22 protein-coding genes and 1 pseudogene are annotated in these 21266 nt (G+C 71.4%); 14 read left to right on the top strand and 9 right to left on the bottom strand.

The window, feature by feature from the left end; translation table 11 throughout:
- Positions 1-4: 4 nt before the first annotated feature.
- The 6 genes from ACGWYJ_RS14385 to ACGWYJ_RS14360 all read left to right on the top strand — a co-directional run bounded on the left by ACGWYJ_RS14385 (position 5) and on the right by ACGWYJ_RS14360 (position 7812).
- Positions 5-1378 carry a YhfT family protein gene (locus ACGWYJ_RS14385; protein ID WP_395106431.1) on the top strand — a complete coding sequence of 458 codons (1374 nt, stop codon included), beginning with the start codon at positions 5-7 and terminating at the stop codon, positions 1376-1378.
- A gap of 24 nt (positions 1379-1402) precedes the next feature.
- Positions 1403-2329 carry a phosphotriesterase gene (locus ACGWYJ_RS14380; protein WP_395106430.1) on the top strand — a complete coding sequence of 309 codons (927 nt, stop codon included), beginning with the start codon at positions 1403-1405 and terminating at the stop codon, positions 2327-2329.
- Positions 2326-3438 carry an aminotransferase class V-fold PLP-dependent enzyme gene (locus tag ACGWYJ_RS14375; RefSeq protein WP_395106429.1) on the top strand — a complete coding sequence of 371 codons (1113 nt, stop codon included), beginning with the start codon at positions 2326-2328 and terminating at the stop codon, positions 3436-3438. Before ACGWYJ_RS14380 ends, ACGWYJ_RS14375 begins: the two co-directional genes overlap by 4 nt.
- On the top strand, positions 3429-4601 hold the full coding sequence (locus ACGWYJ_RS14370; protein ID WP_395106428.1) for an alanine racemase: 1173 nt from the start codon (positions 3429-3431) through the stop codon (positions 4599-4601). Before ACGWYJ_RS14375 ends, ACGWYJ_RS14370 begins: the two co-directional genes overlap by 10 nt.
- Positions 4598-5773 carry a phosphopentomutase gene (locus tag ACGWYJ_RS14365; protein WP_395106427.1) on the top strand — a complete coding sequence of 392 codons (1176 nt, stop codon included), beginning with the start codon at positions 4598-4600 and terminating at the stop codon, positions 5771-5773. Before ACGWYJ_RS14370 ends, ACGWYJ_RS14365 begins: the two co-directional genes overlap by 4 nt.
- Positions 5774-5997: 224 nt before the next feature.
- Positions 5998-7812 (top strand): CocE/NonD family hydrolase, encoded by a 1815-nt coding sequence (locus ACGWYJ_RS14360; protein ID WP_395106426.1) that lies wholly within the window; start codon positions 5998-6000, stop codon positions 7810-7812.
- 61 nt (positions 7813-7873) lie between these two features.
- Here ACGWYJ_RS14360 and ACGWYJ_RS14355 read toward each other — a convergent pair whose 3' ends face one another.
- Together ACGWYJ_RS14355 and ACGWYJ_RS14350 are read right to left on the bottom strand one after the other, a co-directional pair.
- Positions 7874-9883, bottom strand: a complete 2010-nt coding sequence (locus ACGWYJ_RS14355; protein WP_395106425.1) for a SpoIIE family protein phosphatase — start codon at positions 9881-9883, stop codon at positions 7874-7876.
- A gap of 202 nt (positions 9884-10085) precedes the next feature.
- Positions 10086-10697, bottom strand: coding sequence for a QsdR family transcriptional regulator (locus ACGWYJ_RS14350; protein WP_395106424.1), 612 nt, complete (start codon positions 10695-10697; stop codon positions 10086-10088).
- 156 nt (positions 10698-10853) lie between these two features.
- On the opposite strand from ACGWYJ_RS14350, the gene ACGWYJ_RS14345 reads away from it, so the two are divergent.
- Positions 10854-11993 (top strand): serine hydrolase domain-containing protein, encoded by a 1140-nt coding sequence (locus ACGWYJ_RS14345; protein WP_395106423.1) that lies wholly within the window; start codon positions 10854-10856, stop codon positions 11991-11993.
- Positions 11994-12016: 23 nt separating this feature from the next.
- On the opposite strand, the gene ACGWYJ_RS14340 is transcribed toward ACGWYJ_RS14345, so the two are convergent.
- Positions 12017-12736, bottom strand: coding sequence for an AraC family transcriptional regulator (locus ACGWYJ_RS14340; protein ID WP_395106422.1), 720 nt, complete (start codon positions 12734-12736; stop codon positions 12017-12019).
- A gap of 113 nt (positions 12737-12849) precedes the next feature.
- On the opposite strand from ACGWYJ_RS14340, the gene ACGWYJ_RS14335 reads away from it, so the two are divergent.
- Positions 12850-13449: a class I SAM-dependent methyltransferase gene (locus ACGWYJ_RS14335; RefSeq protein WP_395106421.1), complete on the top strand. Its 600-nt coding sequence runs from the start codon at positions 12850-12852 to the stop codon at positions 13447-13449.
- Here ACGWYJ_RS14335 and ACGWYJ_RS14330 read toward each other — a convergent pair.
- Positions 13446-14108: a phosphatase PAP2 family protein gene (locus ACGWYJ_RS14330; RefSeq protein WP_395106420.1), complete on the bottom strand. Its 663-nt coding sequence runs from the start codon at positions 14106-14108 to the stop codon at positions 13446-13448. The genes ACGWYJ_RS14335 and ACGWYJ_RS14330 overlap by 4 nt on opposite strands.
- Positions 14109-14425: 317 nt before the next feature.
- A complete protein-coding gene (locus ACGWYJ_RS14325; protein ID WP_395106419.1) occupies positions 14426-15034 on the bottom strand; it encodes a TetR/AcrR family transcriptional regulator in 609 nt (202 codons plus the stop codon).
- 124 nt (positions 15035-15158) lie between these two features.
- On the opposite strand from ACGWYJ_RS14325, the gene ACGWYJ_RS14320 reads away from it, so the two are divergent.
- Both ACGWYJ_RS14320 and ACGWYJ_RS14315 read left to right on the top strand, forming a co-directional pair.
- A complete protein-coding gene (locus tag ACGWYJ_RS14320) occupies positions 15159-15737 on the top strand; it encodes a hypothetical protein (protein ID WP_395106418.1) in 579 nt (192 codons plus the stop codon).
- Positions 15738-15889: 152 nt separating this feature from the next.
- Entirely contained in the window at positions 15890-16252 is a 363-nt protein-coding gene (locus ACGWYJ_RS14315) for a LysR substrate-binding domain-containing protein (protein WP_395106417.1), read from the top strand.
- Between the two features lie 202 nt (positions 16253-16454).
- Here the strand turns inward: ACGWYJ_RS14315 and ACGWYJ_RS14310 are convergent, their stop codons facing one another.
- From ACGWYJ_RS14310 to ACGWYJ_RS14300, 3 genes are all read right to left on the bottom strand, one after another.
- Complete coding sequence (locus ACGWYJ_RS14310; RefSeq protein ID WP_395106416.1) at positions 16455-16982, bottom strand: YbaK/prolyl-tRNA synthetase associated domain-containing protein; 528 nt, start codon at positions 16980-16982, stop codon at positions 16455-16457.
- Entirely contained in the window at positions 16972-17265 is a 294-nt protein-coding gene (locus tag ACGWYJ_RS14305) for an ArsR/SmtB family transcription factor (RefSeq protein WP_395106541.1), read from the bottom strand. The genes ACGWYJ_RS14310 and ACGWYJ_RS14305 overlap by 11 nt, the downstream gene beginning before the upstream one ends.
- Positions 17266-17396: 131 nt before the next feature.
- Positions 17397-18308, bottom strand: a complete 912-nt coding sequence (locus ACGWYJ_RS14300) for a helix-turn-helix transcriptional regulator (RefSeq protein WP_395106415.1) — start codon at positions 18306-18308, stop codon at positions 17397-17399.
- 98 nt (positions 18309-18406) lie between these two features.
- On the opposite strand from ACGWYJ_RS14300, the gene ACGWYJ_RS14295 reads away from it, so the two are divergent.
- Complete coding sequence (locus ACGWYJ_RS14295) at positions 18407-18601, top strand: hypothetical protein (RefSeq protein WP_395106414.1); 195 nt, start codon at positions 18407-18409, stop codon at positions 18599-18601.
- A gap of 158 nt (positions 18602-18759) precedes the next feature.
- Positions 18760-19539, top strand: a complete 780-nt coding sequence (locus ACGWYJ_RS14290; protein WP_395106413.1) for an SDR family NAD(P)-dependent oxidoreductase — start codon at positions 18760-18762, stop codon at positions 19537-19539.
- 1 nt (position 19540) lies between these two features.
- Here the strand turns inward: ACGWYJ_RS14290 and ACGWYJ_RS14285 are convergent, their stop codons facing one another.
- Entirely contained in the window at positions 19541-20623 is a 1083-nt protein-coding gene (locus ACGWYJ_RS14285; protein ID WP_395106412.1) for an MFS transporter, read from the bottom strand.
- Between the two features lie 36 nt (positions 20624-20659).
- On the opposite strand from ACGWYJ_RS14285, the pseudogene ACGWYJ_RS14280 reads away from it, so the two are divergent.
- Positions 20660-20965 (top strand): annotated as a pseudogene (locus ACGWYJ_RS14280) (transposase); the annotation flags it as partial.
- Between the two features lie 158 nt (positions 20966-21123).
- A partial coding sequence (locus ACGWYJ_RS14275; RefSeq protein ID WP_395106539.1) for a transposase occupies positions 21124-21266 on the top strand: 143 nt, incomplete at its 3' end.

Genomic DNA, 21266 nt, shown 5'->3' with positions numbered 1-21266 from the left:
AGCCATGCCCTACGCCCTCGCCTACACCGTGGCGCCGGACAAACTCGACTTCTCCCTGGCGCAGAGCCTGACCGTCGTCGCCGTCTGCGCGCTCACCGCGCTGGTCTCGAACATGGCCCTCGCCGTCTTCAACGACGGCGTCCGCCCCTTCCTGCTGGACTTCATCCGGGGCAACACCAAGCGCGGCGAGATGACCGCCGTGTCGTTCGGCCTCTCGGCCGGGTTCGTCTTCGGGCTCGGCGCGCCCATGGCGCTGTCGACCGGGGTGCTGAACCCCTGGCTGCTGTTCCTGCCGACCGACATCCTCGGCATCTTCGCGCCGCGCCGGTGGCTGGCCCCGATCCTGGGCGGCGCCTGGGGCGCGCTCGTCGTCTTCGGGCTGTCGGGCGCCAACAACGCGGCGCACGACCTGCCGGTGGACTTCCTCACCGCGATGCAGGAGATCGCGACACCGATCCTGTTCCTCTTCCTGCTGTTCCCGGTGATCGCGATCGCGAGCCAGTTCGGACGGGTGCACGGCGCCATCACCTTCGCCGTGGAGATCGCCATCGTGGTCATCTCCATGAAGGTGTGGCCGGACCTGTTCCCCGGCGCGCTGGCCATGGCCGCGGGCGTGCTGATGCTGCTCGGCCTCGCCCTCTCCAAGGACCTGCGGGAGCGCCGCGCCGCCCGTCCCGCCGAACCGGCGGACGCGCCCGGAGCGGCGAGGATCCCGGTGGAGGAGGAGAAGCCCGCCGACGCGGCCGCGTCGCTGTTCGGCGCGAACGCCGAGCGGCTGCGCCGCCACCTGCCCTGGTTCGCGGTGCTCGGCGCCGCCCTCGCCGTCATGGTCAACCTGCACATCTTCGCAGGTGGCGAGGCCACCAGCTTCCTGGTGGCCAAGGGCGACTTCGGGGAGGCCGCCCAGGTCGACTTCTACCGGGCGTTCGGCTTCCTGCCGCTGATCGCGACGACCGCGCTGGCCAGCGGCGCGTACCAGATCGTCGGTTTCACCTTCGTCTACCCGCTGGCCTACCTGGCGCCCAACGCGATCGTCGCGGGCGTCGGCGGTGCCCTGCTGTTCACGGTCGAGGTGCTCGCGCTGGCCTACATCGGCAAGGGACTGGCGGCGCTCCCGTCCATCCGGGACGCCTCGGACCATCTGCGCAGCGCGATCGGCAAGACCCTGGAGATCGCCATCCTGTTCGGGTCGATCGCCGCCGCGGCCAAGATGGGCGGCGGGCTCGGCATCGCCCTCGTCGGCGGCCTCTACCTGCTGAACGAGTCGATAGGACGGCCGATCGTGCGGCTCGCGGCGGGCCCGGCCGCGGTGGTCGTCGCGGGCGTCGTCCTCAACGTCCTGTACTGGATCGACCTGTTCACGCCGGTGAAGGGCTGAGGGTCGAAGGACCGAAAGGCGGATATGAGGCTGCGGACCGTTCTGGGGGAGGTCCCGGTACCGAGCGGACCGGTGCTCGCCCACGAGCACCTGCGCATCGACCTGCGCAGGCCGGGTGGGCGGGCACCGGATCCCGCGGCGCTCCTGGACGACGAGACGGCGGTCGGTGAGGAGCTGGCGGAGCTGCGCCGCTCGCACGGCCTTGCCGCCGTGGTGGAGCTGACCTGTCTCGGCATGGGACGGGACGCCGCCGCGCTCGCCCGGATCAGCGAGCGCTCTCAGGTGGCGGTGGTGGCGGCGACCGGGTTCTACCACAACTCGTTCCACCCGCCCTACGTCGCCACGTCCGGGGTCGCCGACCTGGCCGACCGGCTGCTCACCGAGATCGGGAACGGCCTCGACGGCACCGGGATCCGGCCCGGTGTGATCGGGGAGATCGGCACCGGCGCGGAGCCCTCGGACGACGAGGAACGCTGCCTGCGCGCCGCCGCCCGCGCCGCGCTCCGGTCGGGCCTTCCGGTCGCCACGCACGCCCACCTGGGCCGCGGCGGTCTTGGCCAGCTCGACGTCCTGACCGCCGAGGGCCTGGCCCCCGGCCGGATCAGCATCGGCCACCAGGACCTTCTGGACGACGCCTCGGTCCATCGGGAGCTCGCCCGCGCCGGCGCGTACGTCGCGTTCGACACGATCGGCAAGACGTCGTACCAGAGCGACGACGTCCGGCTCCGGCGCGCGCTGGACCTGATCGAGGCCGGTCACGCGGACCGGCTGCTGCTCAGCGCGGACGTCTCGCGGGCCGGCTATCTGAAGGCGAACGGCGGCGGGGGCTACGGCACCGTCTTCGGCTCCTTCGTGCCGCGGCTGGCCGCCGAGGGCGTCGACGAGGCCACCCTGCGCCTGATCCTGCACGACAATCCCATCCGCTTTCTGACCTCGGGGGACACACGATGACCGCGTCGGCCGAGCCGGCCGCGCCGGAACTGCCCGGCACCCATCCGCTGCCGACCGTCTCGCTGACGGACGCCATGGCCCGGCAGTTCCGGCTGCTCGAATGCGTGGCGAACCACTTCGACGGCCACCGGCTGTTCTCGTCCGACCTGGGCGTGACCCCGGAGTGGGGACGGCCCGACGCCACCCGCCGCACCGAGGAGACCCTGGCCGAGTTCTTCGGCGCCCCGGCCGCGGCCCTCGTCCAGGGCGCCGGCAGCGGTGCCATCCGGGCGATGCTCACCGCGGCCCTCGGCCCCGGGGAACGGCTGATCGTGCACTCCTCCCCGGCGTACGCGACGACCGGGACGACCTTCCGCGCGATGGGCCTCGACCTGGTCGAGACGGACTTCAACACCGCCCCCGCCGAGGCGGAGGCGCGCTACGTCTACCTCCAGCACGCGAGGCAGCTTCCCGGCGACTCCTACGATCCCGCCGAGGTGATCGCCCGGTACGCGGCGGTGGGCGTCCGCGCCCTGGTCGATGACAACTACGCGGCGTTCCGCACGCCTCGCACCGGTGTCGAGATGGGCGCGGAGGCGTCGGCGCTGTCGCTGTTCAAGCTGCTGGGTCCCGAAGGCGTCGGCCTGGTCGTGGGGTCGCGCGACCTCGTCGACCGGGTGCATGCCGACAACTACTCGGGCGGCGGCCAGGTGCAGGGACACCAGGCGCTCGACGCCCTGCGCGCCCTCACGCACGTCCCCGTTCTGTGGGCCGTGCAGTCCGCGGTGGTCACCGAGGTCGCGGAACGGCTGAGCGCGGGTGAGGTGCCCGGGGTGGCCCAGGTGCGCGTCGCCAACGCCCAGGACCTGTGCGTGCTCGTCCAACTGGACGCCCCGATCGCCCCGAAGGTCATTGAGGCCGCCGCGCGGCACGGGGCCGCCACCTACCCCGTCGGCGCCAACTCCAGATACGAGATCGCCCCGCTCTTCTACCGCCTCCCCGGGACCTACCTGTCCGACGCCCCCCGCCTGGCCGACTGGACGATCCGCATCAACCCGATGCGGGCGGGCGCGGACCTGGTCCTCACGATCCTGACCAGCGCGCTGAGGGAGGCCGCCCGGTGTTCCTGAGCGTGACCATGGCGCGCAACCCCCGGCTGGTCGAGGCCGCGGCCGGGCTGCACCGTGACCGCCGCGTCCCGCCCGACACCTACCTCATCGACCTGGACGCGGTCGCCGCCAACGCCGCCGTGCTCGCCACCGTCGCCGCCGCGCACGGCGTCCGGCTGTGGCCGGTGTTCAAGCAGGTGGGACGCAACCCGCACGTGATCGCGACGGTGGCCGAACAGCTCCCCGACGCCGCCGCCATCGACCTGCGCGACGCGGAGGCGATCCGGGGGGCCGGTGCCGGGCTGGGCAACGTGGGCCATCTCGTCCAGCTTCCGCTCAACGCCGTGGACCGGGTGCTGGCCTGGCGCCCCCGGTACGTGACCGTCTTCGGCGTCGAGCAGGCCCGCGCGGTGTCCGACGCCGCCGCCCGGCTGGGCATCACCCAGCCGCTGCTGGCCCGGGTGGTCGACGAGACCGACCACCTCTACCCCGGGCAGGAGGGCGGCGTCCCCCTGGCCGACATCGAGAAGGTCGCGGCGGAGATCGGTGATCTGGACGCCGTGTCCCTCGACGGCGTCACCTCGTTCCCCTGCCTCCTCTACGACGAGCCGGCCAAGGCCATCGCGCCCACCCCCAACCTGCGGACCCTGCTGACCGCCACGTCCCGGCTCGCGGCGGCGGGCGCGCCCGTCGGCGTCATCAGCGCCCCCAGCGCGACGGCCGCCGCGAGCATCCCGCTGCTGGCCGCGCACGGCGTCACCCACGGCGAGCCCGGTCACGCGCTCACCGCGACGACCCCGCTGCACGCCGACGACCTCGACCAGCCCGAGGTCCCCGCGATGGTCTACGTCTCGGAGGTCGCGCACATCCTGCCGGACGGCCGTCCGGCGATCTTCGGCGGCGGCTTCTACCCACGGGGGCGTCCCGAGTCCGCCCTGGTGTTCCCCTCGGCGGGAGGCCCGTTCACGCTCCCCGTCGAGTCCGCGCCACCCGAGAACATCGACTACTACCGCCTGCTCGGCGCCCCGCCCGCGGGCGCCTCCGTCGGCGTGGGCGACACCGTCGTCCTCGCGTTCCGTACGCAGATCTTCGTGACGCGCAGCGCGGTCGGCGCCCTCCAGGGGGTCGGCTCGGGCAAGCCCAGGCTCCTCGGCCTGTCGGACCCCCATGGCAGGCCCTGGTGAGCCGCGTCGTCATCCTGGTCATCGACGGCCTCGGCATCGGCGCCATGCCGGACGCCGCCGCCCTGCGACAGGGCGACGCCACCGCCGACACCCTCGGCCACGTCCTGGACGTGGACCCGCCCCGGCTTCCCACCCTCGCCGCGCTCGGCCTCGGCCTGGTGCACCCCCACGAAAGCCTGACGGACCCCCTCATCCCCGGGGCGCGTGCGGGACGGTCGGCCCTGGGCTACCCCGGAGCCGACACCTTCGCCGGTCACCAGACGATGATGGGCACCGACATGAGCGCGGTCCTTCCCGCCCTCTTCCGCGACCACATCGACACCGTCGCGTCGGCGCTCCGGTCGGCCGGGCACGAGGCGCGTCCCCTGGACGGCCTCCCGGTGCTGCTCGTGGACGGGCGGGCCGTCGTCGGCGACAACCTCGAAGCCGACCCCGGACTGAGCTGGAACGTCAGCGGCGATCTCCAGGACATCACCTTCGACGAGATCCTCGGCATCGCGCGCACGGTCCGCCGGATCGCCCCGACGTCCCGGGTGATCGCCGTCGGCGGCCGCGGCCCGGAGCCGATCCTGCGCTCCGTCCGGCACGGCACGGGCGGGACGGCGGGCCTGGACACCCCCGCCTCCGGCTTCTACCTCAACGACGGTCTCCAGGTCGTCCACCTCGGCGTCGAGATCGACCATGCCGCGCAGCTCCCGTCGCGCGCCGCCGAGGCGGGCCTGCCGGTGACGCTCATCGGCAAGGCCGCCGACATCATCGTGTGCCCGGCCGCCCTGCGGCGTCCCGCCGTGGGGACCGCCGACGTGCTGAAGGAGACCCGTACCGCCCTCACCCGCGCGTCCGACACCCTGGTCGTGGCGAACGTCCAGGAGACCGACCTGGCCGGGCACCAGCAGGACGCGCCGCGGTACCGCGCCCACCTGCGGGAGGTGGACCTCGGGCTGGTCGCTCTCCTGGAGGCCATGGAGCGCGGCGACCATCTGATCGTCACCGGCGACCACGGCAACGACCCGACGATCGGGCATCCCTTCCACACCCGGGAGTTCGTGCCACTGCTGCACTACGACCCCGCGGGCTCCTCGGCGTCCTCCGCTATCCCGGACTCCGCCACCCTGGCGAACGTCGCCCGCGACGCCGCCCGGACGCTCGGGATCCCGTTCACGGAACGGTGATCCTGGACGTTCGCCCGGCCCCTCGGATCCCCGAATTCCCAGGAACACGCGGTGACTTCGGCAAGATCAGCCAACGTCGCTGGTGAGAGCGATTACGGCGAATGTCCCGTGGGCGGAGTAACTCGGCCGATGGAGATCAACGAGCGACAAACCCGGCAAAAGTAGCTATTCTCCCATTACATCCAAAACAGCGCCGTTTCGGGGGCCGGGCTCACGGGAGTGTCATGAACCTTCGTGGGAAGGCGTCGACCGCCGCGGCGGCCGGCGCGCTGGTCGTCATCACCGCCCTCGCCGTCAGCGGACCGCCCGCGACCGCCCTGACCGGACCCGCGACGGGACCGGCCGGAAGCGGGGTCACCCACGAGGAGAACCCGCGGGTCCCCGAGGGCGCCGTCTGGACCGAGGCGTACTTCCCGTCCTCGGACGGCAGCGGCGTCGAACTGCACGCCGACGTGCTGCGCCCGGCGCACCTGCCCCCCGGCGCCAAGACGCCGGTGATCCTCTCGGTGGGCCCCTACTTCGCGCACGCCGGGCAGACGGAAGCGGAAGGATGGGAGCGGGTCGGGCCGTCCGCGCGGTTCCAGGACTTCATCGACGGCTCCCGCCTGATGGCGCGCGGCTACACCTTCGTCATGGTCGACCTGCGCGGCTTCGGCGGCAGCACCGGATGCCTGGACTGGGTCGGACCGGGCGAGCAGGCGGACGTCCGTGCCGCCGTCCAATGGGCCGCCACCCGCCCCTGGTCGACCGGCAAGGTCGGCATGTACGGCAAGTCGTACGACGCCGTCACCGGTCTGGTGGGCAACAACCTCAAGCTGAAAAGCCTGAAGGCGGTCGTCGCGCAAGAGCCCGTCTGGGACATGTACAACTACCTGTTCAGCAACAAGGTGCCGCGTCCCAACGTCACGGGCACCCCGAACGCCTACAACTCGATCGCGACGATCCCCGCGATGGCCGACGACAGCGACCGGTACAGGTCGAACGCGGCGTACGAGCAGAGCCATCCCGAGTGCCTGAGCGAGAACCTCGCCAACAACAACGAACCCGACCCGAAGTCCGCGTACTGGAAGGCCCGTGACCTGGCCGCCCGCGCCCGCGGCACCAGCACCCCGCTGTTCGTGACCCAGGGCTTCATCGAGCCCAACACCAAGCCCGAGGACATGGAGGAGTACCTCGGCAACCATCGGGGCACGGAACGCGGCTGGCTCGGCCAGTGGGAGCACGTGCGCGGCAACGACACCGACGCGAACGGCCGGCTGCTGATGGGCCGTTCCGGCTGGTTCGACGAGGTCATGCGGTTCTACGACAAGTACCTGCGCGGCGTCGACCCGTCGGTGTCCGACCCGGCGTACGCCATCGAGGACAGCCTCGGAGGCTGGCGCGCCCAGAGGACCTGGCCCGTGGTCGCGACATCGTACGGCGCGCGGCTGTCCGACGGCCGGTACGTCGATGACGGCGGCGCCACCACCCTGGCCGACCCCGGCCGCTGGGACATGGAGCGCGCTCCGCGCGTCGAGCCGCTCTCCCGTACCGAGAAGGACACGGCCAAGCTGGGGACCGCCGCCGCCAACAGCTTCTGGTCCTGGTCCACGCCCGCTTCAGGCACACTCCGGCTCACCGGTACGCCGAGGATCGCCCTCAACGCGAGCGCGACCGGGAACGTGATGGTGCGCCTGTGGGACGTCGCCCCGGACGGCACGGGCACGATGTTCAACGAGAACGTCGCCCTGCTGGAGCGCAAGGGGCGGATCGCGTTCGATCTGAAGTCGACCGACTGGACCTTCCGGGAGGGACACCGGCTGGGCGTCCAGATCGGGACCATCGACACCGGCCGCTGGCGCGACACGCCCTCGGGCAACACGATCAGGGTCACCAACGCGAGGCTGACCCTGGACGTGCAGGACCCGGCGTTCGACGTGCCGACGCAGGGCGACCGCTCGCCGTACCTGGACAGGTACATCGCGTCGAACACCGCCAGGCTCACCGACATCGGCCACGGCACCTTCCCCCTGAGGATCGGCCGGCGCGCGGCGGGGTGAAGCGAGCCTCGGGTCATGACCTCGGGAGCCGCCTCGGCGGCACCGGGCGATCGCGGGCGGTTCACCGGCGGGTGCGCGCGATCAGCAGCGTCACGTCGTCCTGAGGGGCTCCCTCGACCAGGGTTCCGATCAGGTCCGAGCAGAGGCGGTCCAGCGGGCCGGTGGTCCGGGTCAGGGCCTCGCCGAGGCGCCGCATGCCGGCGCCCAGGTCGGACTCGCGGTGTTCGATCAGGCCGTCGGTGTAGAGGACCAGCAGGGTGCCCTCGTCGAGTTCCAGCTCAAGGGATTCGTGGCCGCCCATTCCCAGCCCGATCGGGGTGCCGGAGGGGACGCCGGGGAACGAGACGTCACCGGCCGGGTGGACGAGCGCCGGAGGGGGATGCCCGGCCGAGGCGATCGCGCAGCGCCTGGTGGCGGGGTCGTAGAGCGCGTACAGGCAGGTGGCGGCGACCGGGGAGACGACGTCCTCGCCCTCGGCCTCCGCGAAGCGGGTCACCACCTCGTCGAGGTGGGCGAGCAGTTCGCCCGGCGGAAGGTCCTGGTAGGTCAGCGCCTCGGTGAAGGCCCGCAGCCGCCCCATGTTGGCGGCGGCGTCGAGACCGTGCCCGGTCACATCGCCCACGATCAGGGCGACCCGGGAGTCGGGCAGCACGATCGTGTCGTACCAGTCGCCCCCCACGCCCCGGGTGTCGGAGGGCAGGTACCGCGAGGCGACCTCGACGGCGTCGCCGCCCGACAGCCGCTGCGGCAGGAGCCGGTGTTGCAGAGCCAGGGCGGTGTCACGTTCGAGCGTGTACCGGCGCGCGTTGTCCAGGCTGCGGGCGGCCCGGGCCGCGAGCTCCTCGACCAGCAACAGGTCGTCCTCGGTGAAGGATGCCGGGTTGTCGGAACGCAGGAACGCGGCGACCCCCAGGAGCCGGCCGCGGGCCTTCAGCGGAACCATGATCTGCGAGTGCATGCCGGTGGCGCTGACGACCTTGGCGCGCTCGGGATCGCGGACGACCCAGGCCCCGGGCGAGGTGTCCAGTACCGGCTCGAAGTGGGGACGGCCCGAGGTCAGGACACGGCTGAAGGGCGAGGAGTCCGGCACGTACAGCACCGGCCGCTCGTTCGGGCGCAGGGACTCGGGGATGGCCCGGTAGGTCGAGGCGAGGCCGGCGCGGCGCAACAGCGGCACGCCCGCCTCGGTGGTCTCCAGCCGTTCCAGGGGCACCGAACCGGGAAGGGCGGCTTCGGTGAGGTCGACGGTGGCGTAGTCGGCGAAGCCGGGCACGGCCAGGTCCGCGAGTTCCTGGGCGGTCCGCTGAACGTCGAGCGTGGTGCCGATCTGGACGCTGGCTTCGCGCAGCAAGGCCAGGCGCTGGCGGGCGCGGCTGTGGGTGATGTCGATGGCCATCAGGCAGACACCGAACACGCGCCCGTCCACGCTTTCGACACGGAACAGGAAGGCCGAGTAGATCCGTTCCTCGCCGCGGTCGGCCCGGCCCCACCGGCATTCGCGGTCGATCACCGGCTCGCCGTCGTCGAGCACCCGGCGGACCAGCTCCGGAGGGACCGGGGCGTCGGCGCCGTCGCCGCTTTCCGGCAGCGGCCGGCCGATTCCGAAGTGGGGAACGGTCTGTTCGAGGTCCCGCGCCTGTTCGTTCCGCCAGATGGGCACCAGATCGGTGTCCCACACGACCATGACCACGGGCGCGCGGGTGAGCAGGGGCTCCAGGAGCGACAGCCCGGTGGGGCCCTCGGCGGCGGGTCTGGCCACCACCACCCAGGCGGGCGCTCCGTCCGTGGTGGCGATCCGGGCGCTCTCGGCGCGCGCCAGGATCTGCTCGCCGCTGCGGTGGCGCAGGCCGAGGACGCCGGTCCGGTAGTTCTCATCGCCGGTCCCGCCCTTCCAGGACCAGACCGGGCTGTCGCGATCCCGTTCCATCCGGGCGTCGGTTCCGGGACGGCCGAGGATCTCGCCGGCGGTGTAGCCCAGGATCTCCTCGGCGCCGTGCGACCATCCGATCAGCCGCCCCTCGGCGTCCACCACGCCGATCGCCGGAATCGCCCCTTCCGCGGCACCGCTCACCGTGTCCTTCCGCGCCATACCGAAATACAATCATGCGGTTCGGACCGCTTAATGAACGAACCCCTATCGGCCATCTTCCATGCCGCGGAACGGTTAAATCGCGCCCATTCTCTTGATCAAGAGGGTTCCGTCTTCGGCATCATTCCGGTAATGGTCTTCGGGTGTGAGAATACTTTCTCCAAGGCGACGGTCCCGCTGGACGTCAGCGCAGCAGGACGCGCAGGACGGCTTCGGCGCGTTCGGCGTCGGGCTCCTCGCCGGTGATGACGCGGGTGTGGATGTAGGACTCGGTGATCCGGACGGCGGTGTAGGCGAGGTCGTCCAGCGGGATCTCGTCCGACATGAGCCCCGCGGCCCGGTCCTCCAGGATCAAATCGCGCACCAGGGCGAGATACCGGCGTTGGTAACCGCCGGACGTGCTGGTCAGCAGGGTCAGCGCGAAGTCCGGCTCCGCGCGCAGCAACTGCTGCATTCCCGGGTGCTCGTTCACGTCCCGCACGAACCTGGTCAGCGCCGCCGCCGCCCGCGGGCCCTGCGGCAACGTCTCGCGGTAGCGGGCGAAGCTCTTCTGCGTGGCCGCCCACAGGACCTCGGTGATCAACTGCTCGCGCGAGCCCACCCAGCGGTACAGCGTGACCCGGTTGACGCCGACCTCGTCCGCCAGGCTCTGCATCTCGATGCGCTTGCCCTCGCGGAAGCGGCGCCGCGCGATGTCGAAGGCGTCCAGCACCGTGGGACGGCGGCGGCCCGGTGCCTGCCCGAGCGCGCGCTGGAGCGCGGTGTGCCCGGATGCCGCGGCGCCCGGTGCGGTCATCGCGCATGCCCCTCTCGTCGGCCGGTTCCCGGCACTCCGACCGAGGGTTGCACGGACCCGGACCGGATGCCAAACTGCAACAAATTAGAGGAAACGTTGCAGCACTGCTTCGGGTGCACGCTCTGTCGCATGCTGGGCGAGGAAGGAGCCGGTTCCATGGCGGACGTGCATGGGCGGTGCGACACCGCGTTCACCGAAGTCCGGAACGTGTTCGAGCGGCAGCTTGAGTCGGGGAACGAGCTGGGCGCGAGCATCGTGGTCGACGTGGACGGGCGCGTCGTCGTCGACCTCTGGGGCGGGTGGCGCGACGCCGGACGCCGCGAGCCGTGGACCGAGGACACCATCACCAACGTCTGGTCGGCCACCAAGATGGTCACCAACCTCGCCGCCCTGATGCTGGTCGACCGGGGCAAGCTCGACCCGTACGCGCCGGTGGCCAAGTACTGGCCGGAGTTCGCCGAGAACGGCAAGGACGGCATCGAGGTCCGCCACCTGCTCAGCCACACCTCCGGCGTCTCCGGGTGGGAGGCGCCGTTCCGGCACGAGGACATGTACGACACCGAGCGGGCCACGCGCCGGCTCGCCGCGCAGGCGCCCTGGTGGGAACCCGGCACGGCCTCGGGCTACCACGCGCAGACCCAGGGCCATCTGGTCGGCGAGCTGGTGCGCCGGTGCGCGGGCACGTCCCTGACCGACTTCGTCGCCGACGAGATCGCCGGCCCGCTGGGCGCCGACTTCCGCATCGGCGCGGCCGAGGCCGACTGGGACCGGATCGCGCCGGTCACGCCGCCGCCCGCGGAGAGCGTCGACCTGGACCGGATCGACCGGGACGGCCCCGCCTACAAGACCCTGATGCGGTCGCCGCTCAACGCCGAGACCGCCAACACCGCCGCCTGGCGGCGCGCCGAGCTGGGCGCCCTCAACGGCCACGGCAACGCCCGCTCGCTGGCCCGGATCCTGAAGTCACTGGCGCTGGACGGGACCGTGGACGGCGTGCGCCTGCTCTCGCCGGAGACCATCTCGCTCATCTTCGACGAGCAGAGCCACGGCATCGACCTCGTCCTGGGCGTCCCGCTCCGGTTCGGCATCGGCTACGCCCTTCCCGAGACGCAGACGCTTCCGTACGCACCGCAGGGGCGCGCCTGCTACTGGGGCGGCTGGGGCGGTTCGCTGGTCATCGTGGACCTCGACACCCGTACGACGATCAGCTACATGATGAACAAGATGGGTTCCGGCGTCATCGGGTCCGACCGGTCCGAGACGTATGTCCGCGCGATCCACGACTGCCTCCGCTGAACGATCCCGTGGTCCGAGGGCTGTCAGGTGCCGGCGAAGTAGGCGCCGGGCGGTAGGCCGAAGGCTCGGTGGAAGGCGGCGACGAACGCGCTCGGGGTGGCGTAGCCGACTCGATGGGCGACGACCGTGACCGGTACGCCCTCCGCCAGGTGGGCCAGGGCGGCGCGAAGCCTGGCCTGGGTCCGCCAGCGACCGAAGGTCATGCCGGTCTCGGACGCGAACAGGCGGGCCAGCGTGCGGCCGCTCGCCCCGGTCGTCCGGCCCCAGTCGTCCAGCGTGCGGCGGTCGGCCGGATCGGCGAGCAGCGCCTCGGCGACCTCGCGTGCGCGGGCATCGCGCGGCATCGGCACCATCAAGGGGACGGCGTCGACCGGCTCCAGCAGGTCGAACAGCACCGCCTCGGCACGTTCGCGGGGCGCCCCCGCCAGCTCGGGAGCCGCCAGATAGCGGATCAACTCCCGCAGCAACGGCCGCACGGCCAGGACCGATGGCGCGTCCCAGACGACCGGGCAGACGTGCGGGCGAAGGAAGACGCTGCGCATCAGCGACCGGCCGTGCGTCCCGGTGACGTGCGCGACCCCTGCGGGGATGAGGAGCGCCCGTGTCGGAGGCAGGACCCACAGTCCGTCGGCGGTCTGGACCCACATCGCACCGTGCTCGGCCCAGGCGAGCTGGTGGAAGTCATGGTGGACGTGCAGATCGAAACGTTCCCCGGGAGGCAGCGAGTAGGTCCACACTGCCATCGCGCCGATCGGATCCGGTGCGATGACGTCCGATTCCGGCTGTCCTGTTGGCGACAACGATTGTCCTTCTACCTGCTAGCCGACATCCGTGGCCGCTCCCTAGTGTCACCGGCATGGCGATGAACCGCGTTCACCAGTGGTACTGCCGCTCCGGCCGCTGGAGACGAACCGTCGAGGAAAGGCTCCTGCCCTGGGTCCTCGGACGCGTCGACCTCGGCGGACGGACGCTGGAGATCGGACCCGGGTACGGGGTGACCACGCAGGTGCTGGAACGCCGGGCCGCTTCCCTGACCGCCTTGGAGATCGACCCCTCCCTGGCCCGGCGGCTGCGGGCGCGCACCGGCTCCACCGAGATCGTCGCGGGGGACGGCACCACGATGCCCTTCGACGAGGCCGCCTTCAGCTCGGTGGTGTGCTTCACGATGCTCCACCACGTCCCGTCCCCCGAGTTGCAGGACCGGCTGTTCGCCGAGGCTCACCGCGTCCTGGAGCCCGGCGGGGTCTTCGCGGGCAGCGACAGCCGTCCCAGCCCGATGTTCCGGGCCGCCCACCTGGGCGACACCATGGTCCCCATCGACCCCGCCACCCTGGCGGCCCGCCTCCAGGCCGCCGGTTTCACCGACGTTCGCGTCGACACCACACCCCGAGCGCTGCGTTTCGCCGCCTACCGCGCCACCCATCCGCATCCACGGCGTGATCGCCGCGAGCGCTAGGACTCGGCCGAGCGTGACTTGCGCGGGGGCGGCCCCGGATCGCGGGTGAGATTCAGGACGGCGACGGCGATGAGGCCGACGCCCAGCGTGGCGAGGACCGCCGCGACCACATCCAGCAGATAGTGCTCGCCCAGGGTGACACGACCGGCCGACACCGCGACCAGCGTCGTCGTGCCCGCGATGAGCACGGTGGCACGCCATGCGGCCGTCAGCTCCCTGCTGATCATGAAGGCGGTGAAGGCCAGGGCGGTGAGCAGGGTGACATGCCCGCTGGGGTAGGTCCAGTCCTGCGCGGTGACGGGCGGCCCCGGACGCTGGAAGACCGCCTGGAGGGCCAGGGTGGCAAGGCACGCCGCGAGCAGCGCCGCGTGGCGTGTGAGAAGCCGGGCGCCTTGTGCCCGGCGGCGCCGCAGCAGATCCGACACGGCGGCCAGGAGCAGCGCGAGCGCGATCAGCGTCCCGGCCCCGCTGACCAGCGCGGCGACCGCGGACGGGACCGTCTGGGGCCGGGAATACAGGTGGTCGACGATCCACGAGTCCAACGGGGGAACGCGGTCGCCGAGAGCGATCCCGGCGATCCAGATGGCGGCAAGGCCGAGCCCGCCGACCAGGGCGACCTTGAGCCGCCACCTGCCCGGTATAGGTGACTGGTCCGTCATGAAAGGGACCGTACAGACCGGCGAACACACTGAGCACTGGGGCTACCCCGAGACCTTCGGCGGTTCGGAAGGCGGCCTCCCCTCCAAGTGTCGGCCGGTCGATCTCGGTCTGATCCGCTTCTCTGCCCGGCTGTGGCGCCGGTGGGCTGCCGTGAAGTCCTTCCGGTCGGCGGTGGGCCGGGTTCCGCGAAGGGCGGTTCGCTTCGGCAGGCCCTCATGCGCGCTGGCGGCATCCTTCGCCGATGTCGACCCGGACGCCGGATACCGATGCCCGCCGGCATGCCCGACCGTATGCCGAGCATCTCGCACGCCTATGGTCAGGCCGGCGCCGGACCCGGGTCGCCGGGTGAGGTATGGGCCTTCACCAGGCCGTCGACCCCGCGAAGGAAGGTGTCGCAGACCAGCTCCGGGTCGAAGAGGCAGCCGGCGGCCATGGCGCCGTCGCGCAGCATCACGAAGTGCCGGGCGGCGGGTTCGGCGGGTGCCTCCCCGACGCGCGCCAGCAACTCGGCCACGGTGTCCAAGAACCATTGCCGGTGGGCGATGACGGCCTTGCGGATCGGATGATCAGGGTCGGAATATTCGGCGGCGGCGTTCAGGAAGGCGCATCCCCGGAACCCGGGGGACCGGATGCCCTGCGCGATGGACTCGCTGAGGGCCCGAAGGGCGCCGGCGGCCCCTGACCCGCGCTTGACGGCGTCTTCCACCTGGGCGCGTTCGGCCTGGGCGACCTCCCCCAGATAGGCGAGGACGAGATCTTCCTTGCCGGGAAAGTGCCGGTAGAGAGTGGCCCGCGTCACCTTCGCTTCCGCGACGATCCGGTCGATCCCGACCGAGTGGATCCCCTCCGCGTAGAAGATCCTGGTCGCCGTGCCGAGCAGGCGGGAGCGCGCCTCGGAGGGCCGGCCCTTGGTTTCCTGCTTCATGCGGACAGTTTAGCGATAGAACGTTCGGTCTCGACAGTGCGCTACGATGCTGAGAGATAGAACGTTCGTTCTTCCTAGGGCGTGCGTGTGGCCGGCAAGCCACACCACCTTGAAAAGGACCACTGTGACCACAACCACAATGAACGACACCGCTGGGACCGCGTCCGCTCTGCGGCGGCTGTACTTCGTTCGCTTCGGATTCGCCATCGCCTGGGCCCTCGCGCTGCTCACGACCGCCTCGACACTAGGCCCGCTCGCGGTCACCCTGCTCGTGCTGTATCCGCTGTTCGACGTGGCCGCCGCCGTCATCGACGCACGCGCGTCGCGCACCACCCGATCGCCGGCCCTGCTGTACGTGAACATGGCGGTCAGCCTGGCCGCCGCCGTCGGCGTGGGCATCGCGAGCGCATCAGGCATTCCGGCGGTCCTGGCAGTGTGGGGCGCCTGGGCGATCGCGGCCGGCCTGGTCCAGCTCATCGTGGGCGTCACCCGCCGCGCGATGGGCGGCCAGTGGCCGATGATCATCAGCGGCGCCATCTCCGTGCTCGCCGGTGGCTCGTTCATCGTCGCCGCCTCCGCGGACGACCCGACGCTGACCAACGCGGCCGGCTATGCCATCCCCGGCGGCATCTTCTTCCTGATCTCGGCCATCCGTCTCGGCCGCGCCGCGAAGGGCGACCGACCTGGCTCACCGACCCAGTAAGCACCGGAGGCCGCCCCGTCGCCCTGCTCCTCACCGCGAGCACCGGACCACACGCACGCGAACGCAGCCGCGGAACGCCGGGCGCCGCGCAGCGGTCGCGGCGCCCGGCCGTGTGGGGAGCCGTCAGCCGAGGGCGGCGATGACCTTGTCCCTTGGCCGAGAAGGAGGCGATCACCCTCGACGACATCGCCGACGAGCCCATTCCCCGCTGGTCCGACCCGGAATGGAACGCCTTCTGGCGCATCGACCCCCGCCCCGACGGCAGCCGCCCACCGGACGGCCCGCTGGTCGAGGCCATGGACGACAAACTGGAGATCATCGCCGCCGGCCAGGCCATCGCCATCGTGTCGGCCGGCCTCCGTGCCGAAACCCTGCGCGACGACCTGACCACCATCCCCCTGAAGGACGTCGACCCAAGCCACGTCATCGTGGCCACCCGCCCCGGCGACCCCGACCCCCTCGTCACGTCCTTCCGCGAGACCGCCCAAGCCCACCTGACGACATTCCCCGGATGAAAGGCCGGAGCCGGTGGCGATGACGCCGGCTTTTTCGATCATCAGGACGGCGCCGCGGACGGGTACGACGGGCCGGCGCAACATCCCCGCGGGGACGGTGAACGCCTGGCGGGCCCCAGCTCAACGGTGTCGGCGTGCTCCAGCTCGATGTGGAACCGGCCCTGCATGACTCCGAGCCGCACCCACACGTCCCCGACCTGGATCAGGGTGTGGTGATGGGGGCCAGGCGGGGATCGGCCAGGCGTAGATAGTCGTCCGTGGAGAGGGCGATCGAACGGTCGAGCCGGGCGGCGTTGAAGAACAGCTCCGGCGACCGCAGCAGCGCCGGATCGGCGATGAGCTCCAGCCTGGGGTGGTAGCTGAAGGGGAGCACCGTGCCGCTGGGGCTGCCGGCCAGCTCCTCGGCCTTGTCGCGCCCGGCGAAGGCGGCATAGGTGCCCTCCAGGAGTTCCTTGACCGCCTCCAGGTCCAGGCGGGCGTCACCGGGCACCACGGCCAGCACGTACCGGGTCCGCTTCTTACCGATCTTGACCATGACGATGAGGCATTTGGCGGCCTGGGCGACGTCGTGTCCCCGCAAGGAACTGACCACCTCGGTGCGTCCCTCGGGCGGGTGGTCCATCAGCCGGTAGCGCGCCCCGGCGGCGTCCAGGTCCACGATCAGCCGCTCATAGAGCCCGGCCCGCCGCCCGCCGGCGGTCGCGATCGCGCCGTCCATCTCACCACTCACCGCTCAGCGACTCCTTGGCCTGTGCGATCCGGTCCTCGTCGCGCCGGTAGAAGACCCACTGCTTGATCTTCTTGCCGCGTACCAGCCCGGCCTGGGCCAGCACCCGCAGGTGCTCACCGCAGGTCGGCTGACTCACCCCCAGCTTCTGGGCGATGAACAGCGAGCACACCCCGTCACGGACCAGATCGCCATCGCGCTGCGGCGGGAAGTGCCGCTCCGGATCACGCAACCACTCCAAGATCAGCAGGCGCTTCTCGTTGGCCAGCGCCTTCACCAGCTCCATGTCCAGCACTAAGGCATTATGGCAATTAGCTAAGTACCTGTCCAATGGCGAGCCTGGAGAGACAGGCCGCCGGGGGGTCACGGTCCAGCGGAGTGGTGTACGGATGGCCGGCCGGGTGTCAGTGGCTGGGGTCACTTAGGGACGAACTCGGGGTCTTGGCTGAGGGTGGCCTGCGCTTCGGGCGCGCCGAGGTCGCGGAGCGTCTGATCGTCGCCGTCGCTCTGGTGGAGCATGGTGAGCAGTTCAAGGCGCTTGGCGTCCTCGGTGCCGGGATCCGCTGTGTACACCATGATGCGTAGATCGCTGCCCGCCACGCTGAGCACGTCACAATCGAGCGTCACCGGGCCGACATCGGGATGGACGATCGTCTTGCGGGCCGCCTCGTGGTGGCCGGCGACACCGCTCTCCCACAGCTCCGCGAACGTGTCGCTGTGCGCGCGCAGGTCCGCGATCAGCCGCTTGATCCGCTGGTCACCCGGGTAGGACGCGGTGACCGCGCGAAGGTCGGCGACCAGCGCCACCTGCAGGGCGTGCCGTGACTCCGGGGTGGACCGCACCCGGCCGCTCAGGCCGAGGAAGGCGCGCCACACCCCGTTGCGCTCACGCTCGTTCCAGCCCGCCGGATCACCCATGAGGGCGGCGTAGGCCGTGTTGGCCGCGAGCAGTGTCCAGGCCGCGTCGAACACCGCGACGGGAGTGCCGGTCAGCCGTTCCAGCATGCGCCGCACGCTGGGAGTGATCTCGGAGGGCACGCTCCGCGCCCCGGGCGGCTGGAGTCCGCCCAGCCCGAACAGGTGTGCGCGCTCGGCGGCCGACAGGCCGAGGGCCCTGGCCAGCGCTTCGATGACCTGCGCCGACGGGTTGATCGCGCGGCCCTGTTCGAGGCGGGTGATGTAGTCGGCCGAAATGCCCGCCAGCTGGGCGAGCTCCTCGCGGCGCAGGCCCGGGACGCGTCGCCGGCCGCCGGGAGGCAGTCCTGCGGCCTCCGGCGAGACCCGCCCGCGCCACCGGCGCAGGGCCTGCCCGAATTCCGACGTGCTCATACCCTCCAGTGTTCCGCCCCGTGGCGCCGCCTGGTACCGGCATTCCTAGGAAGCCCAGGCGTCTGGCTGGTCGTCCTGTGCCGCCGCAACCTGGCGGTATGAACACCGATCGTGTCATCGGCCTGGGCGGCCACGGCACGGCCGTCGCCGAGGCGGTCCACGTCCCTGGACGTCCTGCGCGGGCCCGCCACGATGATCTCAGGGATCTGGCCGCTGAGCTGGGTATGGCCCCGGGCGTCTGGTCGGCGCGCTGGCGCCGGGCGGCGCCTCCAGCGCCGCCCGGACCCTGCTGAACACGATGGTCACCCTTCGAACACCTGTCCCGTGTCGGGGCGCGAGGCCGATGTGGATTGCGGCGCGCTGACCGAACGCGACATGGGCTGTCCCGGCTGATGCATTCGCTGACCTCAGGAGACCCGGCCGCGACGGCCGGGAACGGAAAGGAACGATGATGAGCAAGCTCGCACTCGTCACCGGTGCCACCTCCGGCATCGGCCTGGCTTTCGCCGAACGCCTTGCCGCGGAGGGCCACGACCTGGTGCTTGTGGGCCGGCGGAAGGAGCGGCTGGACGAGTTCGCCGGCGAGCACCCGGAGGTCGGCGTACGGGTCGTCACCGCCGATCTGTCCAGGAGCGACGACATCGACGAGGTGGCCCGGATCTGCGCGAACGAGCCGCTGACCACGCTGGTGAACAACGCGGGCGTCGCCCACTACATGCCGCTCGCCGAGCTTCCGGCGGACAAGGCCGCCGAACTCGTCGGCGTCAAGGTCCTCGCGCCCACGATGCTCACCCGCGCCGCCGTCGCGGGCATGCAGGAGCGCGGCGAGGGCACGATCATCAACGTCTCCGGCATGATCGCCTTCAGCGGTCCCGCGCCGCACTCGCAGATGCCCCGCCGCGCCGTCTACGGCGGAAGCCTGGCCTACCTCGTCGCGTTCTCCCAGATCCTGAGCGCGGAACTCGAGGGCACGGGAGTCCGGGTCCAGGTCGTGTGCCCCGGCGTGGTGGCCACCGAGTTCCACGAGCGCCAGGGCCTCGACATGAGCGCGGTGCCCCGTATGACGCCCGACGACGTCGTGACCGCGAGCCTGCGCGGCCTGGAGCTGGGCGAGACCGTCTGCGCCCCGGGCGTCGAGGACGCCGGCCTGCTCGACGCGGTCTTCCAGGCCGACCTCGCAGCCTTCGGCGCGCAGAGCCCGGAACTCGCCACGCGTTACCGCTCTTCCTGAATCATGGCTCCGCCGCGGGCGCGACGACTTGGTCAGGATCTCTGATGTCCATCGCGGTGGGTCGTTGGCGGATGGTGCGTAGGCCGATGAGGTCGTCCGGTTCGGCGTCCGGTACGTCGATGTCGAAACGGGCCAGGAGGGGGTGGCGCATGGCCGCGGCCGTCCAGGCGGCGATGCACAGCCCGCACAGTACGTAGAGCAGGCCGAGGCCCCGTCCGTCACCGACGCCCAGGACGGTTCCGACCGAGCCCGCAAGGGCCCCGCCGGGCTGGAGGAGCGGATCGAACAGCGCCGGGGCCAGCGGCGCGATCAGGACGAAGCCGAGCGGCTGCGTCGACATGGCCAGCGTCTGGTTCACCGCGATCACCCGGGCGTGGAAGCGGTGCGGCACCTTGGTGTGGATCACCGTCATCCAGATGCCGTCGACGACGGCCATGGTCAGGCACATGCCGAAGACGCCGACCGCGATGAGGGGGAGCGACGGGCGCAGACCGGCCAGCGCGCAGAACCCGGCGAAGCACAGCGAGCCCACCAGCATCCCGTACATGCGACGCCGGCGTGGGCCGCCCCACAGAGCCATCAATCCACCGCCGACGGTCGCGCCGATGCCGGCGATCATGGCGATCCAGCCGGCATCGGCGAGGTCGCCGGACGCCAGGGCGAGCGGCGAGATGAGCACGAAGGCCGCGGCCAGGAACGCGTTGAGCACGAAGAAGTAGACGACCATGGCTCTCAGACCGGGCCGCCGCCACAGGTAGGAGAACCCGTTCCTGATCTCGCTCATGAGGCTCTCCCGGGACCGCCACGGCATCGTGGCGGGGAAGCGCACCACCAGGAGCACGGCGACGGCGAAGACATAGCCGGCCACGTCGACGACGAGGATCACCTCCAGCCCCACCGCCGCTATCAGGCCCACCGCGACCACCGGCACCAGGAACCTGGCGACGCCCATCGTGAACTGGACGACGCCGTTGGCATGGCCCATGTACTGCTTGGGGATCAGTTGTGGCACGGCGGAGCCGTACGCGAGGCGCTGGGCGGTGAGCGCGATCGACAGCACGGCGAGCAGACCGTACAGCGCCACCGTGCCGAGCCCGCCGGTGAGTACCAGGAGCAACAGGAGCACGCCCTGGACGCCGCCCGCGCCACCGGCCTGCGCAACCTCCCCCTGCACCGCACCGCACAGAACCGGATCTGGCTGGAGATCGTGCAGATCGCGCTGGACCTGCTGGCCTGGATGCCGATGCTCGCCCTGACCGGTCCCGCCCGATCCTGGGAACCTCGCCGCCTGCGGCTCCGGTTGCTGCACGCAGCCGGTCGGCTGGTCACCACCGGACGCCGCCGCATCCTGCGCCTGTCCGAGCACTGGCCCTGGACCAGCATCATCACCGACGCCCTTGCCCGGCTCGCGGCACTACCAACCCCGGCTGACCAGCACCAACCTGCCCGACAACACCAGGAAGGAGACAAGAAGGGCCCGTGGAACCCCGCCCACCCGGAGCGACATCCGGGCCACCGGCCTGACCGACGCCACAAAACACAAGCCGGTCAAGCCGCTCCGCGGCCTGACCGGCGCCATGAAAGATCGAGGTTAATGAGTTGTGGGAGTTGTTCCAGCGGGTCGTGCCACCTGCGCCGACCCGTCCTCAGGGAGGCGGACGACGGCGCGCCGACGATCGCCAGGTGCCGGCGGCGATCGTGTTCGTGGCGACCACCGGCTGCACCTG

This window comes from Actinomadura sp. SCN-SB (assembly GCF_043906805.1).
Lineage (GTDB): Bacteria > Actinomycetota > Actinomycetes > Streptosporangiales > Streptosporangiaceae > Spirillospora.
The sequence above is the reverse complement of the archived record's forward strand: the minus strand, read 5'-3'. Positions and strand labels throughout refer to the sequence as shown.